The 15,137-nt window shown below is 76.7% G+C and carries 19 protein-coding genes and 1 pseudogene; 6 read left to right on the top strand and 14 right to left on the bottom strand.

Annotated elements, in window-relative coordinates:
* Nucleotides 1–51 precede the first annotated feature (51 nt).
* Complete coding sequence (gene phoU / locus BMZ33_RS06745) at nt 52–714, top strand: phosphate signaling complex protein PhoU (RefSeq protein ID WP_091108747.1); 663 nt, start codon at nt 52–54, stop codon at nt 712–714.
* On the opposite strand, the pseudogene BMZ33_RS23120 reads toward phoU, so the two are convergent.
* The 6 genes and pseudogenes from BMZ33_RS23120 to mshA all read right to left on the bottom strand — a co-directional run.
* A pseudogene (locus BMZ33_RS23120) lies at nt 674–898 on the bottom strand (mycothiol transferase); the annotation flags it as partial. The gene phoU and the pseudogene BMZ33_RS23120 sit on opposite strands and share 41 nt — an antisense overlap.
* A gap of 123 nt (nt 899–1,021) precedes the next feature.
* Nucleotides 1,022–1,792 carry a phosphoglyceromutase gene (locus BMZ33_RS06755; RefSeq protein WP_169063981.1) on the bottom strand — a complete coding sequence of 257 codons (771 nt, stop codon included), beginning with the start codon at nt 1,790–1,792 and terminating at the stop codon, nt 1,022–1,024.
* Nucleotides 1,793–1,817: 25 nt separating this feature from the next.
* Nucleotides 1,818–2,120: a hypothetical protein gene (locus tag BMZ33_RS06760; RefSeq protein WP_136697208.1), complete on the bottom strand. Its 303-nt coding sequence runs from the start codon at nt 2,118–2,120 to the stop codon at nt 1,818–1,820.
* Nucleotides 2,121–2,130: 10 nt separating this feature from the next.
* The gene (locus tag BMZ33_RS06765) at nt 2,131–3,744 is read right to left on the bottom strand and encodes an MFS transporter (protein WP_091108750.1); all 1,614 of its coding nucleotides are present in this window, start codon (nt 3,742–3,744) and stop codon (nt 2,131–2,133) included.
* Nucleotides 3,741–4,316: a YbjN domain-containing protein gene (locus tag BMZ33_RS06770; RefSeq protein WP_169063982.1), complete on the bottom strand. Its 576-nt coding sequence runs from the start codon at nt 4,314–4,316 to the stop codon at nt 3,741–3,743. Before BMZ33_RS06770 ends, BMZ33_RS06765 begins: the two co-directional genes overlap by 4 nt.
* Nucleotides 4,313–5,650, bottom strand: a complete 1,338-nt coding sequence (mshA, locus tag BMZ33_RS06775) for a D-inositol-3-phosphate glycosyltransferase (RefSeq protein ID WP_091108751.1) — start codon at nt 5,648–5,650, stop codon at nt 4,313–4,315. Before mshA ends, BMZ33_RS06770 begins: the two co-directional genes overlap by 4 nt.
* Before the next feature lie 86 nt (nt 5,651–5,736).
* On the opposite strand from mshA, the gene BMZ33_RS06780 reads away from it, so the two are divergent.
* A complete protein-coding gene (locus BMZ33_RS06780) occupies nt 5,737–6,504 on the top strand; it encodes an SDR family oxidoreductase (protein ID WP_091108752.1) in 768 nt (255 codons plus the stop codon).
* Entirely contained in the window at nt 6,501–7,001 is a 501-nt protein-coding gene (locus BMZ33_RS06785; RefSeq protein ID WP_169063983.1) for a GNAT family N-acetyltransferase, read from the top strand. The genes BMZ33_RS06780 and BMZ33_RS06785 overlap by 4 nt, the downstream gene beginning before the upstream one ends.
* Before the next feature lie 156 nt (nt 7,002–7,157).
* On the opposite strand, the gene BMZ33_RS06790 is transcribed toward BMZ33_RS06785, so the two are convergent.
* On the bottom strand, nt 7,158–8,159 hold the full coding sequence (locus tag BMZ33_RS06790) for a UDP-N-acetylmuramate dehydrogenase (RefSeq protein ID WP_091108754.1): 1,002 nt from the start codon (nt 8,157–8,159) through the stop codon (nt 7,158–7,160).
* A gap of 59 nt (nt 8,160–8,218) precedes the next feature.
* On the opposite strand from BMZ33_RS06790, the gene BMZ33_RS06795 reads away from it, so the two are divergent.
* Genes BMZ33_RS06795 through BMZ33_RS06805 form a run of 3 tightly spaced genes read left to right on the top strand, consistent with a single transcriptional unit; the run spans nt 8,219 to nt 10,188 of the window.
* Nucleotides 8,219–9,076, top strand: a complete 858-nt coding sequence (locus BMZ33_RS06795; protein WP_169063984.1) for a class I SAM-dependent methyltransferase — start codon at nt 8,219–8,221, stop codon at nt 9,074–9,076.
* Nucleotides 9,073–9,933 carry a spermidine synthase gene (locus tag BMZ33_RS06800; RefSeq protein ID WP_091108755.1) on the top strand — a complete coding sequence of 287 codons (861 nt, stop codon included), beginning with the start codon at nt 9,073–9,075 and terminating at the stop codon, nt 9,931–9,933. The genes BMZ33_RS06795 and BMZ33_RS06800 overlap by 4 nt, the downstream gene beginning before the upstream one ends.
* Before the next feature lie 51 nt (nt 9,934–9,984).
* A complete protein-coding gene (locus BMZ33_RS06805) occupies nt 9,985–10,188 on the top strand; it encodes a PspC domain-containing protein (RefSeq protein WP_091108756.1) in 204 nt (67 codons plus the stop codon).
* Between the two features lie 15 nt (nt 10,189–10,203).
* Here the strand turns inward: BMZ33_RS06805 and BMZ33_RS06810 are convergent, their stop codons facing one another.
* The 7 genes from BMZ33_RS06810 to BMZ33_RS06840 all read right to left on the bottom strand — a co-directional run bounded on the left by BMZ33_RS06810 (nt 10,204) and on the right by BMZ33_RS06840 (nt 15,116).
* Complete coding sequence (locus BMZ33_RS06810; RefSeq protein WP_091108757.1) at nt 10,204–10,488, bottom strand: DUF2516 family protein; 285 nt, start codon at nt 10,486–10,488, stop codon at nt 10,204–10,206.
* A gap of 122 nt (nt 10,489–10,610) precedes the next feature.
* Nucleotides 10,611–11,336: a hypothetical protein gene (locus tag BMZ33_RS06815; protein ID WP_091108758.1), complete on the bottom strand. Its 726-nt coding sequence runs from the start codon at nt 11,334–11,336 to the stop codon at nt 10,611–10,613.
* Nucleotides 11,333–11,863 carry a helix-turn-helix domain-containing protein gene (locus tag BMZ33_RS06820; RefSeq protein ID WP_091108759.1) on the bottom strand — a complete coding sequence of 177 codons (531 nt, stop codon included), beginning with the start codon at nt 11,861–11,863 and terminating at the stop codon, nt 11,333–11,335. Before BMZ33_RS06820 ends, BMZ33_RS06815 begins: the two co-directional genes overlap by 4 nt.
* Before the next feature lie 88 nt (nt 11,864–11,951).
* Nucleotides 11,952–12,941, bottom strand: coding sequence for an asparaginase (locus tag BMZ33_RS06825; RefSeq protein ID WP_169063985.1), 990 nt, complete (start codon nt 12,939–12,941; stop codon nt 11,952–11,954).
* A 35-nt stretch (nt 12,942–12,976) separates the two neighbouring features.
* A complete protein-coding gene (locus BMZ33_RS06830; protein ID WP_169063986.1) occupies nt 12,977–13,543 on the bottom strand; it encodes an RsiG family protein in 567 nt (188 codons plus the stop codon).
* The gene (gene ygfZ / locus BMZ33_RS06835) at nt 13,540–14,664 is read right to left on the bottom strand and encodes a CAF17-like 4Fe-4S cluster assembly/insertion protein YgfZ (RefSeq protein WP_091108760.1); all 1,125 of its coding nucleotides are present in this window, start codon (nt 14,662–14,664) and stop codon (nt 13,540–13,542) included. Before ygfZ ends, BMZ33_RS06830 begins: the two co-directional genes overlap by 4 nt.
* The gene (locus BMZ33_RS06840; protein WP_091108761.1) at nt 14,661–15,116 is read right to left on the bottom strand and encodes a Fur family transcriptional regulator; all 456 of its coding nucleotides are present in this window, start codon (nt 15,114–15,116) and stop codon (nt 14,661–14,663) included. The genes ygfZ and BMZ33_RS06840 overlap by 4 nt, the downstream gene beginning before the upstream one ends.
* Between the last annotated feature and the right edge of the window lie 21 nt (nt 15,117–15,137).

Genomic DNA, 15,137 nt, shown 5'->3' on the forward strand with positions numbered 1-15,137 from the left:
GGTGCCCGTGCGGCGCAGCCGTCCGGGGGCGGCCGGCCACGAGGAGGACCCGTGCGGGAGCACTACCGCGAAGAGCTCGAGGACATCAACACGTGCCTGGTCGAGATGGCCGACTCGGTCGGCTCGGCGATGAGCAAGGCGACGACGGCGCTGCTCGACGCCGACGTCGCGCTCGCCGACCTGGTCATCGCCGGGGACGAGCACGTCGACTCGGTGCGGGAGAGCATCGAGGAGCGCTGCTTCACGCTGCTGGCGCGGCAGCAGCCGGTGGCCACCGACCTGCGCACCATCACCACCGCGATGCGGATCGTCGCCGACCTCGAGCGGATGGGCGACCTCGCCGTCCACGTGGCCAAGCTGGCGCGGATGCGGTTCCCGGAGTCGGCCGTCCCCGCCGAGGTGCGGCCGATCTTCCTGGAGGCCGGGCACGTCGCGCAGGGCCTGGTGGCCAAGACCGGCGCGGTCATCGCCCAGCTCGACGTGCAGGCCGCCGCCGAGCTCGAGAGCGACGACGACCTCATGGACGCGCTGCACCGTCAGCTGTTCACCGAGCTGCTCAGCCCCGGCTGGCCGCACGGCATGGAGTCGGCCATCGACATCACGCTGCTCGGGCGCTACTACGAGCGCTTCGCCGACCACGCCGTCAGCGTCGCGCGGCGCGTCGTCTACCTGGTCACCGGCGAGCGCCAGATGCAGGAGGCGGCGACGCCCTGACGCCGACCGGGCGCCGGTCCGCGGGTGGGTCCTCGCCGACCCGGCCGTCGACCGCCTCGCGCAGCAGGTCGGCGTGCCCGGTGTGCCGCCCGTACTCCTCGAGCAGGTCGAACAGCAGCCGGCGCAGACCGGCCGGGCGCCCGTCGGGGGCGGTGACGTGCACCGGCCGGTCGAGCCCGCAGCCCGGCCGCGTCGAGGCCGTCGGCCTTCCAGCGGAACGTCGTGCGCTGGCGGTCGAAGGCTCCGAGCAGGTGCTCGGCCTCGGTGCCGGCGAACGGCGGCTCCCGGGGCGGGAGCGCGCCGGGCACTACTTCTTGCCCTGGTTCCTGACCGCCTCGATGGCGGCTGCGGCGGCGTCCGGGTCGAGGTACTCGCCGCCGGGCTTGACCGGCTTGAGGTCGGCGTCGAGGTCGTAGCGCAGCGGGACGCCGGTGGGGATGTTGAGGCCCACGACCTCGTCCTCGCCCATGCCGTCGAGGTGCTTGACCAGCGCCCGCAGGCTGTTGCCGTGCGCGGTCACCAGCACGGTGCCGCCGCTGCGCAGGTCCGGGACGATCGCGTCGTACCAGTACGGGAGCATCCGGACGACGACGTCGGCCAGGCACTCGGTGGCCGGGCGCACCTCCGGCGGCAGGAAGCCGTAGCGCGGGTCGGCGTCCTGCGAGTACTCGCTGCCGGGCTCGATCGGCGGCGGCGGGGTGCTGTAGGAGCGGCGCCACACCATGAACTGCTCCTCGCCGTACTCGGCGAGCGTGGCGGCCTTGTCCTTGCCCTGCAGCGCGCCGTAGTGCCGCTCGTTGAGCCGCCAGGACCGGCGCACCGGGATCCACTGCCGGTCGGCTGCGGCCAGCGCCAGCTCGGCGGTGGTGATGGCGCGCCGCAGCAGCGAGGTGTGCAGCACGTCGGGCAGCAGGCCGTGCTCGGCGAGCAGCTGCCCGCCGCGGGCGGCCTCGGCACGGCCCTTCTCCGACAGCTCGACGTCGACCCACCCGGTGAACAGGTTGGCCTTGTTCCACTCGCTCTCGCCGTGGCGGAGCAGGACCAGGGTGCCGGGCGCGTTCACCGCAGACGTCGTCACGGGGCCCATCCTGCCCGACCGGCGCTCACCTCGTGAGGAGCGGCCAGAGCACCCACGCCTCGTACAGCACCGGCGGCGCCAGCCCGGCCAGCAGCCACGGGCTGCGCACCCGCCTCGCGGCACCCCAGCGCACCGCGGCGACCAGGGCCACGCAGCAGCCGGCCGCCGTCCCCAGCCACAGCAGCGTGGCGGCGACGTCGACCACGAAGAGCTGGGCGAACACCAGCTGCACCGCGCACAGCAGCAGCGGGTAGACCAGGCCGGAGGCGGCGACCACGCCGATCAGGGCCCGGGCGAGGCGCTCCTGCTGGGCGGGCGGGTCGGTCACCGGCCCCACGCTAGGCGCCGGGTCGGGCCGCCGCGCGCGCGTCGGGCACCGGCCGGCGCCGCCCGGGCAGCCACACCAGGACGACGACGGCGGCCACGGACGACGCGGCCGCGGTGCCCACGGCGGTGAGGTGCATGGCCGAGACGAACGCCTCGCGCGCCGGCTCGACCAGCGCGTCGGCCGCGGCGGCCGTCTCCTCGTCCCCGGCGGCGCGGGCCTGCTCGGCGGTCGCGCGGGCGATCTCCAGCGTGGCCACGACGGAGGTGCGCGCCTCGTCGCGCAGTGCGGCGGGCAGCACGTCGACCTGCCGGCCGAGGTCGGCGGCGTAGGCCGAGGCGAGCACCGAGCCGAGCAGCGCCACGCCGAGGGCGCCCCCGACCTGGCGCACCGAGTTGTTCACCGCGGCACCCGCGCCGGCCTTCTCCCGCGGCACCACCGACATGATCGACTCGGTGGCCGGCGCCATGACCGCGCCCATGCCCAGTCCCTGCACGCTGAGCGTGGTGAGCAGCAGCCACAGCGGGGCGTCCTGGTCGAGCAGCTGGAAGCCCAGGAACGACAGCGTGATGAGCCCGAAGCCACCGGCGCAGACGGCCTTGGCGCCGTGGCGCTCGGCGAGCCGGGAGCTGCGCGAGGCCATGACCGCCATCCCGATCGCGACCGGGACGAGCGCGGCGCCCGACTGCAGCGGGTCGTAGCCGCGGGCGCCCTGCAGGTAGTAGACGAGGTAGAACGTGGCGCCCATCAGGGCGAAGAAGTTCAGGCCCAGCGCGACGGCCGCCGCGGAGAACGCCGGCAGCCGGAACAGCGAGACGTCCAGGGCCGGGTGCGCCGAGCGCCGCTGCAGCCAGACGAACAGCGCCATGAGCACCGCGCCGCCCAGCAGCGGCACCAGCACGCCCGGCGTCGTCCAGCCCACCCCCGAGCCGCCGTGGATGATCCCGTAGACGAGGCCGGCCAGGGCGGCGATCGACAGCAGGACGCCGGGGACGTCGAGCCGGCCGGGGTCGGGGTCGCGCGACTCCGGCACGAACGCCAGCGTGCCCACGACCCCGAGCAGGGCGACCGGGACGCCGATGAGGAAGATCGCGCCCCACCAGAAGGTGGTGAGCACCGCGCCGCTGGCCAGCGGGCCCCCGGCGACCGCCAGCCCCGCGGTGGCCGCCCAGATGCCGATCGCGCGGCCCCGCTCGGCCGGCGGGAAGACGTTGGTGATGACGGCGAGGGTGGTCGGCTGCACCGCCGCGCCGCCGACGCCCATGAGCGCGCGCCACGCGATGAGCTCCAGCGGGCTGTCGGAGAAGGCGGCCAGCACCGAGGCCGCCGCGAAGACGCCCAGCCCGATGAGCAGCACCGTGCGGCGGCCGATGCGGTCACCGACGACGCCCCAGGAGAACAGCAGCCCGGCGAACACGACGATGTAGGCGTCGACGGCCCACTGCAGCTCGCCCTGGGTGGCGCCCAGCTCGCGCTGCAGCGTCGGGATCGCCACGTTGAGCGTCGTGTTGCCGGTGATCACCACCAGCAGGCAGACGGTCATGGTGGCCAGCACCCACCACCGCCGGGCGGAGCCGGGGCGCTCGTCCTCGCCGGTCGCCGCGCGGTCCCGGTCGGTGGCGGTCACGCCCCGCCGTCCGGGGTGCTCCCTCCCCCGTCGCCCTGCCGGTCGGTGCGGCCGGCCTGCGCGAAGGCGGCGAAGGCCTCGAGGTTGCGCAGCGACTCCCCGCGCTTGACCCGCCACTCCCACTCGCGCCGGATCGAGGTGCCGAAGCCGATCTCCAGCATCGTGTTGAAGTGGTCGTCGGCGTAGCTGAGCACCGCGCCGAGCACCCGGTCGAGCTCCTCGGGGGTGACCGCGGCGTGCGGCAGCCGGCCGGTCAGGTAGACGTCGCCGACGCGGTCGACCGACCACGCGACGCCGTACATGCGCGCGTTGTGCTGCAGCAGGTAGGTCCACAGCTGCTCGCGGTTCTCGTCGGGCTGGCGGCAGACGAAGGCCTCCACCCGCAGCGCGTGCTCCCCCACCACGAGCCCGCAGACGGTCTTGAGCTTGTGGGTGCCCGGCAGGTCGACCAGCCACCGTCCCGGCGCCGGGTGCTCGTGCACCAGCTCGGCGTCGCGCAGCGTCCGGTCGATCACCGCGTCGAGGGCCGCGACGACGTCGTCCCGCGCCGGGCGCTCCGCCGCCGCGCTCACCAGGCCACCTGCGTCCCGGCCACCGGCCGCAGCGCGCCCAGCGCCCGCTCCCGGCGGACCGGTGCCGCTCCGGCGGCCATCTCGGCGGCGGCGGAGGCGTAGGCGGCCACCAGCGCGTCGGCGGTGCGCTCCCAGGAGAAGGCGCTGGCGTGCCGGCGCGCGCCCGCGGACAGCAGCGGCCGGCGGGCCAGCACCGCGCGGATCGCGGCGGCGTAGGCGGCGGGGTCGCGGCTGCCGACGAGGACACCGGAGACGCCGTCGTCCACCGCCGTCGACAGCCCGCCCACGTCGGCGGCGACCACCGGCGTCCCGCAGGCCTGCGCCTCCAGGGCGACCAGGCCGAAGGACTCGTTGTGGCTGGGCACGACGGCGACGTCGGCGGCCCGGTAGTGCAGGGCGAGCCGGTCGGGGGTCTGCGGCGGCAGCAGGCGGACGCGGTCGGCGATGCCGAGGCGGACGGCGAGCTCCTCGAGCCGGCGCGGCGCCTCCAGGCCCGAGCCGCTGGGCGCGCCGACGACGTGCACCTCGAGCCGGTCGCGCAGGGCGGGGTCGTCCCCCAGCATCCGCGCGGCCGCCTCGAGCAGCAGGTCGGGGGCCTTGAGCGGCTGGATGCGGCCGACGAACGTCAGCACGACGGCGTCGGCGGGGACGCCCAGCGCGCGGCGGGCGGCGGCCCGGTCGCCGGGGCGGAAGCGGTCGAGGTCGACGCCCGGCGGGACGACGAGGGTGCGGCGCGGGTCGGCGCCGTAGTGGTCGACGAGCTGGCGGGCCTCCTCCTCGGTGTTGGCCACCAGCCGGTCGGCCTCGGCCACGACCTGCTCCTCGCCGATGACGCGGGCGCGCGGCTCGGGCCGGTCGCCGTCGGCCAGCGCGGCGTTCTTCACCTTGGCGAGCGTGTGCGCGGTGTGGATCAGCGGCACGCTCCACCGGTCGCGCGCCAGCCAGCCCACCTGGCCCGACAGCCAGTAGTGCGAGTGGACGACGTCGTAGTGCCCCGGCTCGTGCTGGGCCTCCTCGCGCAGCACGCCCGCGGTGAACGCGCACAGCTGGCCCGGCAGCTCCTCCTTGCCCAGCCCCTCGAAGGGGCCGGCGCTGACGTGCCGCACCGTGACGCCGGGGCTCATCTCCACCACCGGCGGCAGGTCGCTGGACGTGGCCCGGGTGAAGACGTCGACGGCGATCCCGCGGGCGGCCAGCCGGCGGGAGACCTCGACGATGTAGACGTTCATGCCCCCGGCGTCGCCGGCACCGGGCTGGTCGAGCGGGCTGGTGTGCACCGAGACGGTCGCCACCCGCCGGGGCGCACGCGGGGACAGCAGGCGGCGAGCAGGCACCCCGACCTCCCGCCTCGCACCCGTGCCGGGCGCCCGGAGGGCACCCCTGTCGGTCCTCCATCCTGCAACAGCGTCAGGATGGCCACATGTCCGCCCCTCCCTCCCGCTCGCTGCCGGGGACCGGCCGCACCGCCGTCGTCACCGGCGCCTCCAGCGGCATCGGCGCCGCCACCGCGGCCCGGCTGGCGGCCGAGGGCTTCGACGTCGTCCTCGGTGCGCGCCGCATGGACCGGCTGACCGAGCTGGCCGCCGCCCTCGGCGCCCGGGCGCTGCCGCTCGACGTCACCGACGCCGCCTCGGTCGACGCGTTCGTGGCCCAGGTGCCGCGGGTCGACGTCCTGGTCAACAACGCCGGCGGCGCCTTCGACGCCAAGCCGGTGGCCGAGGCCGACCTGGACTCGTGGGCCCGCACCTTCGAGGTCAACGTGCTCGGCACCGTCCGGCTGACCAAGGCGCTGCTGCCCGCGCTGATCGCCTCGGGCGCCGGTGACGTGCTCTTCGTCGGGTCGACGGCGGGACTGGTCAGCTACGAGGGCGGCGCGTCCTACACCGCGGCCAAGCACGGCGTGCACACGCTGGCCGAGACCATGCGCCTCGAGCTGTTCGACCAGCCCGTGCGCGTGATCGAGATCGCGCCCGGGATGGTGAGGACGGACGAGTTCGCGCTCAACCGCACCGGCGACCGGGAGAAGGCCGACGCCGTCTACCGGGGCGTGCGCGCGCCGCTGGTGGCCGAGGACGTCGCCGACTGCATCGCCTGGGCGCTGACCCGCCCGCACCACGTGAACGTGGACCTGCTCGTCGTCCGCCCCCGTGCCCAGGCCGCCCAGCACAAGGTGCACCGCGAGGGGTGAGCGTGGACGTCCGCGAGGCGACCGGGGCCGACTGGCCGCGGATCCACCCGTTCTTCCGGGCGGTGGTCGACGCCGGCCGCACGTACGCCTACCCGGAGGGCCTGTCGGCGGAGGACGCGCGTCCCCTGTGGATGGAGCAGCCGCCGGGGCGGACGGTCGTCGCCGTCGACGGGGAAGCGGTCGTCGGCAGCGCCGAGATGGGCCGGAACCGGCCGGGCCGTGGGTCACACGTCGCGACGGCGAGCTTCCTCGTCGACCCGGCCGCCCAGGGCCGGGGCGTGGGACGCCTGCTCGGCGAGCACGTCGTGGCGTGGGCACGCGACGCCGGGTACCGCGGCATCCAGTTCAACGCCGTCGTCGAGACCGACACGCCCGCGGTGTCGCTGTGGCGGTCGCTGGGGTTCACGGTGGTGGGCACCGTGCCGGGCGCCTTCGACCACCCCGAGCACGGCCACGTGGGGCTGCACGTCATGCACCTGGACCTCACCGGCGGCTGACCCGGCACCGACCCCCACCCCGCGGTGCCCGTCCTCGTGCTGCGGGGTGAGGTCGGGCACCACGGGGTGAGGTCGGGGGCACGGCCGGGGCTCAGCCGCAGCGGCGGCCGGAGCATCGGCACGGGCCGGACCGGCCGGACGTCACCGGCCGGCGGGTCACAGCCTGGTGGGCTCGGGCACCAGCGTGACGCCGAAGCGCTCCCGGACGGCGGCGACCACGCGGTCGGCGAAGGCCATGAGCTCGGCCGCCGTCGCCCCGGGCTCGGTGGTCAGCGCGAGGCTGTGCCTCGACGACGTCCCGACCCGGCCCTCGCGCGTGCCCCGGCCGAAGCCCGCGGACTGCACCAGCCAGGCGGCGCTGAGCTTGACCCGCCCGTCGCCGGCGGGCCAGCTCGGACAGCCGGGCACCGCCTGCTCGGCGGGGACGACGGGGTTGGTGAAGAACGACCCGGCGCTGCGGGTGTCGGGATCGGCGGGGTCGACGACCATGCCCTTGCCGCGGCGCAGCTCCAGCACGGCGGCGCGGACGTCGGCCAGCGGCGCCCGCCCGCCGAGGTCGACGCCCAGCCGCTTGGCCAGCTCCGCGTAGCCCACGGGGCGCGAGAGCGGGCCGGCGTCGAGTGCGAAGGTCACCGTGAGGACGACGAACCGCCCGGGCTCGCGCTTGAAGCGGCTGTCGCGGTAGCCGAAGGCGCACTCGTCGTTCGACAGCGTCAGCTCGCGCTTCTCGGCCCGGTCGTGGACGCGCACCTCGGTGATCGTCTGGGCGACCTCCTGGCCGTAGGCCCCGACGTTCTGCACCGGCGTCGCGCCCGTGGACCCGGGGATGCCGGAGAGCGCCTCCATGCCGGCGAGCTGCTGCTCGACGGTCACCGCGACCAGGTCGTCCCAGTCCTCCCCGGCCTGCACCTCGAGGGTGTCGCCGCGCCGCTCGACGCCGCGGCTGCGGACGGCCACCACGTCGCCGTCCCACCCCTCGTCGGGCGCGACCAGGTTGGAGCCCCCGCCGAGCACCAGCAGCGGGCGGCCCGCCTCGTCGGCCTCGCGGACGGCGGCGACCAGCTCCGCGGCGTCGGTGACCTCGACCAGGCGCCCGACGGGGCCCCCGACGCCGAGGGTGGTCAGGTCGGCCAGGCGGGCACCGGAGCGGACGAGCACCGCCCCACGGTAGCCGCGGTGCGCCAGCCGCCCGCGGCGGCGGACTACCCTCCGGACCGGTGAGCGAGGCGGGCAGCGAGCACAAGCGCCGGGCGAGCCTCGCCCCCCGGCGGGCCACCCCCCGGCTGGCCGCCGGCCGGGCACGCGCCCTGGGCCTGCCCACCCGGGGGACGACGAACGCCAACCGGCTGCGCCGGGTCGACCGGTGGATCCAGGCCACCCAGGTGCCGCGGCTGCGCGACGCGGCCCGGCCGCTGGTGGTCGACCTCGGCTACGGCTCCTCGGCGGTCACCACGCTGGAGCTGGCCGAGCGGCTGGCACCCGAGGTCCCCGGCCTCGAGGTGGTCGGCCTGGAGATCGACCCCGCCCGGGTGGCCGCCGTCGCCGACGACCGCGACCCGCCCCGCGTCGACTTCCGCGTGGGCGGCTTCGAGCTGGCCGGGCTGAGCCCGGTCCTGGTGCGGGCGTTCAACGTCCTTCGCCAGTACGACGAGGCGTCCGCGGCGCGGGCCTGGGAGACGATGTGCGCCGCCCTCGGCCCGGGCGGGGTGCTCGTCGAGGGCACCTGCGACGAGTGGGGACGGCGGGCGACCTGGGTGGCGCTGGACGCCGACGGGCCGCTCACCCTCACCCTGGCCGCCCGGGTGGCCGACCTCGACCGGCCGTCGGACCTGGCCGAGCGGCTGCCCAAGGCGCTCATCCACCACAACGTCCCCGGCCGGCCGGTGCACGCCCTGCTGCAGGCCCTGGACGCCGCCTGGGCAGCCGCCGCGGGCCTGTCCACCTTCGGACCCCGGCAGCGGTGGACGGCGGCGGTGCAGGCGCTGGCCGACGACGGCTGGCCCCTGGTCGGGTCCACGCGGCGCTGGCGGCACGGGGAGCTGACCGTGCGCTGGTCCGCGGTCGCGCCGGCGTGAGACGCGGCGAGCGGCCCGCGGTCGTCCCGCCCGGTCCCACGCCGGTCGAGGGCGGCACCGCCGAGCTCCTGGGCGACGCCGACCGCGACGGGTCGTGGGTGCTCGTCGTCGACGGCACGCCGCAGTCGCACGTCGACCTCGACGACCCCGCCCACCTGGAGTTCGAGTACGTCCGGCGGATGGGGCACGTGCTCGACCTGGCCGCGCCCGAGGGCGAGCCGGTCGACGCCGTCCACCTCGGCGGGGGCGCACTCACCCTGGCCCGCTACCTGGCGGTGACCCGGCCGGGGTCGCGCCAGCGCGTGGTCGAGGTCGACGAGCGGCTCACCGACCTCGTCCGCGCCCACCTGCCGCTGCCGCGGGGGGCGCGCGTCCGGGTCCGGGCCGCGGACGCCCGCGCCGGGCTCGCCGCGCTGCCCACCGGCAGCGCCGACGTCGTCGTCAGCGACGTGTTCGCCGGCGCCCGGACGCCGGCCCACCTGACCACCGTGGAGTACGCCGCCGAGGCACGGCGGGTGCTGCGGCCGGGTGGCGTGCTCACCGCGAACGTCGCCGACGGCCCGCCGCTGCGCTTCGCCCGCGGCCAGGTGGCCACGCTGCGGGCGGTGTTCGCGCACGTCTGCGTGCTGGCCGAGCCGGGCACGCTGCGCGGCCGGCGCTTCGGCAACCTGGTGGCGGTGGCCTCCGACGCGCCGCTGCCGGTGGCCGCGCTGACCCGGCGGTGCGCTGCCGACCCGATGCCGGCACGGGTCGTCGCCGACGACGACCTGGCCCGGTTCGCGGGCAGCGCGGGGCCGGTGCACGACCCGGAGGCCCAGCCCTCCCCCGAGCCGCCTCCGGGTGTCTTCGGCCGTTGACCAGGGTCCTCCCCGATGCCGGCTGCGCGCCGCCGCGCCTAGGGTCGGGCCATGACCTACCCCGCCCCGCGCCGACTGGCCCGCGACACCCGCAACAAGATGATCGCCGGCGTCTGCTCCGGCATCGCCCGCCGTTACGGCATCTCGACGGGCGCCCTGCGACTGGCCTTCGTGATCTCCTGCATCCTGCCCGGGCCGCAGTTCATCGCGTACCTGGTGCTGTGGGTGCTCATGCCGCGCGACGACCGGTACTGACCCGGCCGCCGGCGGTCACCAGGAGTTGTTGCCCCGCTGGACGCCGCGCACGGCGGGCCGCACGTCGACGAGGTAGACGACGACGGCGATGACCGCGGGCAGGCCGAGGAAGGTCATCGGCCCCTGGGAGTACAGGATCACGCCGGCCAGCGCGGTGATGGCGACCCAGGCCGGCTTGGTGAGCTTGCCGGCGGCGACGTAGCCGGCGGCGGGGCGCACGACCGCGTCGACGAGTGCCCAGACGGCCACCGCCAGCAGCAGCCAGGACAAGCTCAGGAGCAGGAGCGCGTCGAACGCCATGCGGGCAGGGTACCCGCCCGGCGGGTGCGCCCCACCCCTCCGACGGGGCAGGTCGCCCCGGACGGCACAGGGCCCCGGAGCGCGGGTGCAGCTCCGGGGCCCTGGGCCGTGGTGTCCCGACGTCAGGCGTCGGTCTTCTTGGTGGTGCGGGTGCGGGTCACGCGGGCGGTGGCCGTGGTGCCGGCGCCCTCGGCGGCCGGGGTGGTGCGCTTGGCCGGCTTGCGGGCGGGCTTGGCCGGGGCCTCCTCCGCGGTGCCCTCGAGCGCGGCCTTGGCGCTGTCGGCGGCCTCGTCGACGGCCTTCTCGGCCTTGGCGGTGGCCTTGGCGGTCCGCGAGGCGGCCTTCTGGACCAGCGAGGTCACCTCGTCGGAGGCCTCGGTGACGGCCTCGGCGGTCTCCTCGAGGACCTCCTCGACGGCGTCCTCGACGCGGTCGACGGCTCGCTCGGTGCGGGCCACGAACCGGCGGAAGCCCGGCTGGCGGCGCAGCTCCTCGAGGACCTCGGCGCCGCGCTCGGCGAGCTGCTCGACGGTGGTGAGGGCCTGGGTGCGGGCCTGCTCGACCAGCTCGGCCACGGTGCTCGCGACCGCGTCGGGGCGGACGGCGGTGACCAGCTGGCGGCTGGCGCCGCGGGCGCGGTCGGCGGCCTGCTCGGCGCGGGTGCGGGCCTCCTTGGCGGCCAGGTCGACCTGGACCTGGGCCTCGCCGGGGAGGGCCTCGGCGCGCGAGCGCAGCGAGGTCAGCACGGTGCGGGCCTGCTCGAGGGCGAGGTCACCGGCGCCGACGGCGGCCAGCAGCGGGGTGCGGCCGCGCTCGGCGACCTGCTTGAGGGTGTCGGTGGTGCTCATGCGGACTCCTTGGAGGGGTGCGGCGCCGGAGGGGCTCCGGCCGGGTGGTCCTGGGTGGTGCTCGGGGCGTCGGCCGCGGCCGTGCCGCCGGTGGCGGCGTGCTCGCGGACGTAGGTCTCGTACAGCTCGAGCAGCACGGCCCTGTGCCGCTCGGAAAGGTGCTCGTCGGAGCGGATCGCCGCGACGGTGTCGGGGTTGCCGGCGCGCCGGTCGAGCATCCCCGCCTGCTCGTAGAGCGACTCGGCGGAGATCTTCAGGCCGCGGGCGATGGCGGCCAGGATCTCCGCCGACGGCTTGCGCAGCCCCCGCTCCACCTGCGACAGGTAGGGGTTGCTCACGCCGGCCGTGCGGGCGAGCTCGCGCAGGGACACCCGGGCGGCGTTGCGCTGCTCCCGGATGTACTCACCGACCTGCGAGCGCACCGCCGAGACCTGCTGGGCCTCGGCCGCGACGGTGCCGGCGAGCTGGTCCACCTTCTCGCGGACCGACCTCACCTGGCCGCTCACGAACTCGCCGGGCCCCTGCACGTACTCGACGGTAGGCAGGGGTGCTAGCTCTTGCAAGCGCAGCAGCTAGCACGGCCCCGTGAGACCCCTCACACCCGGCGTGTCGCGGTCAGCCGCCGAGCACCGCGGAGGGCCGGACCTCCCCGACGACGCCGTCCCCACCGGTCACGGGCGTGACCGCCCAGCGCGCGAGTGCCCCGGCGGGGACCCCGAGGTGGTGCTGCAGCAGCGCGGCGAGCACCGGCGTCCGCCCGCGGTCACCGCCGTCGTCGAGCTTGAGCGCCACCGCGCCGCGCCCGGGCAGTGCCGCGACGTGCACACCGTCGGCGCCGCCCTTGACCAGCAGGCCGGGGACGGCGGTCATCAGGTCGGTGTCCTCGCGGCCGGTGCCGGCGACGTACCAGGGGTGTGCCCGCACCGCGTCGGCCACCGCGCGCTCGGGGCTGCCCTCGGGCGCGGCCACCAGGGAGCCGACGCCGCGCGCCAGCCCGGTGAGCGACAGGCCGTGCTGCGGGGCGCCGCACCCGTCGACGACGACGGCGGCCACCGGCTCACCGGCCGCCTCGCCCAGCCGGGCCTCGATCGCCTGCTGCAGCGGGTGGTCGCGGTCCAGGTAGCCCTCGGTGGGCCAGCCGGCGGCGACGCAGGCCGCGAGCATCGCGGAGTGCTTGCCGGAGCAGTTCATGGCCAGCCGCTCGGGGGCGCGGCCGGCCACCAGCCAGGCGGCGCGGGTGGGCTCGTGCCCGGGCAGCGCCGGCGGGCAGCCCAGCGCCTCGGGCCCCAGCCCGGCCGAGGCGAGCACCGCCGCGGCGAGGTCGCGGTGGCCGTCCTCGCCGGCGTGCGAGCCGGCCGCGATGGCCAGCTCCTCGCCCGAGCGGGGCCGCCAGCCGGCGGCGAGGTAGGCGGTGGCCTGCACCGGCTTGTTCGCCGAGCGCGGCAGCACCGGGCGGGCGACGTCCCCGGCCGACCAGCGCACGTCCCCCTCGGGGCCGACGACGACGGCCGCGCCGCGGTGCACCGACTCCAGGAACCCCGAGCGCCGCACCTCGACCAGCACCGGCGCGTCGGGCCAGGAGAGGACCTCCTCGCCCCCCGCCACTCTCGAGCTCGCGGCGGGACCCTGCGAGGAGGCCGTCACCGGCCCTCGTCGGCGAGCAGGGCGGCGACGTCGGCCTCGCCGTTGCGGTAGCGCCGGGCCAGCTCGCCGGCGAGGGCGTCCATGACCTGCTGCACGCCGCGGCGCCGCTCGGAGAGCTGGCCCTCGGCGGCAGCGAGCGCGCGGGCGGCCCGCTCCAGGTCGGCGTCGGCGAGACCCATGACGTCGGAGAGGTCGACGTCCGGGGTCAGGCCGTGCACCCAGGACTCGTACTCCTCGGGAGAGGCCGGCTGCACCGTCTGGTGCCGGCCCAGGCCGTGGGCGGGGCCGCGGCCCTTCTCGGCGAGGATCTCCGGCAGCAGGTCCACCAGCGAGCGGCCGTCGTGCTCGGCGCGCCGCTGCAGCTCGCGGCGGACGATGTCGAGCCGGCCCTGCAGCAGCCGCCGGGTGTAGGAGAGGTTGACCTCCTCCTGCTCGGCCCGGCGGCGCAGCACCCGCACGTCGGCCATGGAGCGGTGCTCGACGTCCTGGAGGAAGGCCGGGTCGAGCAGTTCGTCGACGGCCGCTCCGCCGGCGGGCGTCGGGTGAGGGATCGCGGAGGTCACCGCCCGATGGTGGCAGACCGCACCGCCCGGACCCGGTCGCGGGCGGCCGTCCGGGTGTCGTCGGCCTCCTCGGCGAGGTCGTCGGGGTCGAGTGCGGCTCGCGAGCCGCCGACGGCGAGGTCGGCGTCGGCGGCCACCGACCGCTTGACCAGGGCGAGCGCGACGGCACCGAGCTCGTGGTGGCGGACGACGCTGCCCACCCGGCCGACCTCGCGGGTGCCCGAGAGCACCGGCGTCCCGGGGGCGGGCAGGTCCTCGCTGACGCCGTCGAGGTGCAGCAGTGCCAGCCGCCGCGGGGGGCGGCCGAGGTTGTGCACCCGCGCGACCGTCTCCTGCCCGCGGTAGCACCCCTTCTCCAGGTGGACGGCGGTGCGGAGCCACTCCAGCTCGTTGGGGATGGTGCGGTGGTCGGTGTCCACGCCGTGGCGCGGGCGGCGGGCCTCGACGCGCAGCGCCTCGTAGGCGTCCAGGCCGGCGCTGCCGGCACCGGCCGCGGTCAGCGCGTCGGCCCGGCCGGCGAGCGCGTCGCGGGGCACGAGCAGGTCGAACGCGGTGGCGCCGCCGTCGCCGAGGGACGGCACGCGGCGCACCCAGCCGCCGTCGGGCAGCGCGGCGACCGCGTACGCGTCCTCCGGGGCGGGCAGGCCGGCGGCGGCGAGCACCTCGGGCGCCCGCGGGCCGACGAGGGAGAGGAGCGCCCAGGCATCGGTGACCAGCGCCGGCTCGACGCGGAGCATGAACACCATCCGCTGGAGGAAGGTGAGCAGCTCCGCACCCGTGCCCGGCTCGACGTCGGCCCAGGTGGTACCGCCGAGCTCGGCCAGGACGAGGTGGTGCTCGACGTGGCCGTGCGGAGAGAGGACCAGCGCCTCGGTGCCGGTGCCGTCGGCGAGCCGTTCGAGGTGCTGGCTGGTCAGGCTGTGCAGCCAGGTCAGCCGGTCGACCCCGGGGACGGTGAGCACGTCGCGGTCGCTGCGGTCGACCAGGCCGGCGCCCTCGGCCAGCAGCCGCTGCTCGCGCAGCGGGTCGCCGTAGTGGACGGCGACCCGGTGGGCGGCGACGGTCGCGCCCTCGGCGACGACGGCGCCCGGTCGCTGTGCCAGCGGTGAGGTGGTGGTCATGCGTTCTCCGTCTCGGCTCCCCTGCATCGGCGGCACGTCCCCGACAGCGCGACGTGCCCCACGTCCACCGTGAAACCCAGCTCGGCGGCCAGACGTTCCGCCGCCTCGTCGAGCAGCGCCGGGTCGGCCGAGGCGATGTCACCGCACGAGGCGCACACCACGTGCAGGTGCGGGTGCTCGGAGGCGTGGTAGACCGGCGCCCCCTTGCCCAGGTGGGTGTGCCAGACCAGGCCGAGCTTCTCGAGCAGCTCGAGCGTGCGGTAGACGGTGGAGGTGTCGGGCGCCGCGCCGCCGGGGCCGGCCTGCTCCCGCAGCCGCGCGCCGATGGCCTCGGGCGTGGCGTGGTCGAGGTCGGAGACGGCCGCGAGCACCTGCTGGCGCTGCGGCGTCAGCCGCAGGCCCTGGGCCCGCAGCCGCTCCCCCAGCGGCGCGGGGCCGCGCTCGGATGCCACGACGTCGAGCGTAGTTCCGGC

The sequence above is a fragment of the Geodermatophilus dictyosporus genome (assembly GCF_900115505.1).
GTDB classification, from domain to species: Bacteria; Actinomycetota; Actinomycetes; order Mycobacteriales; family Geodermatophilaceae; genus Geodermatophilus; species Geodermatophilus dictyosporus.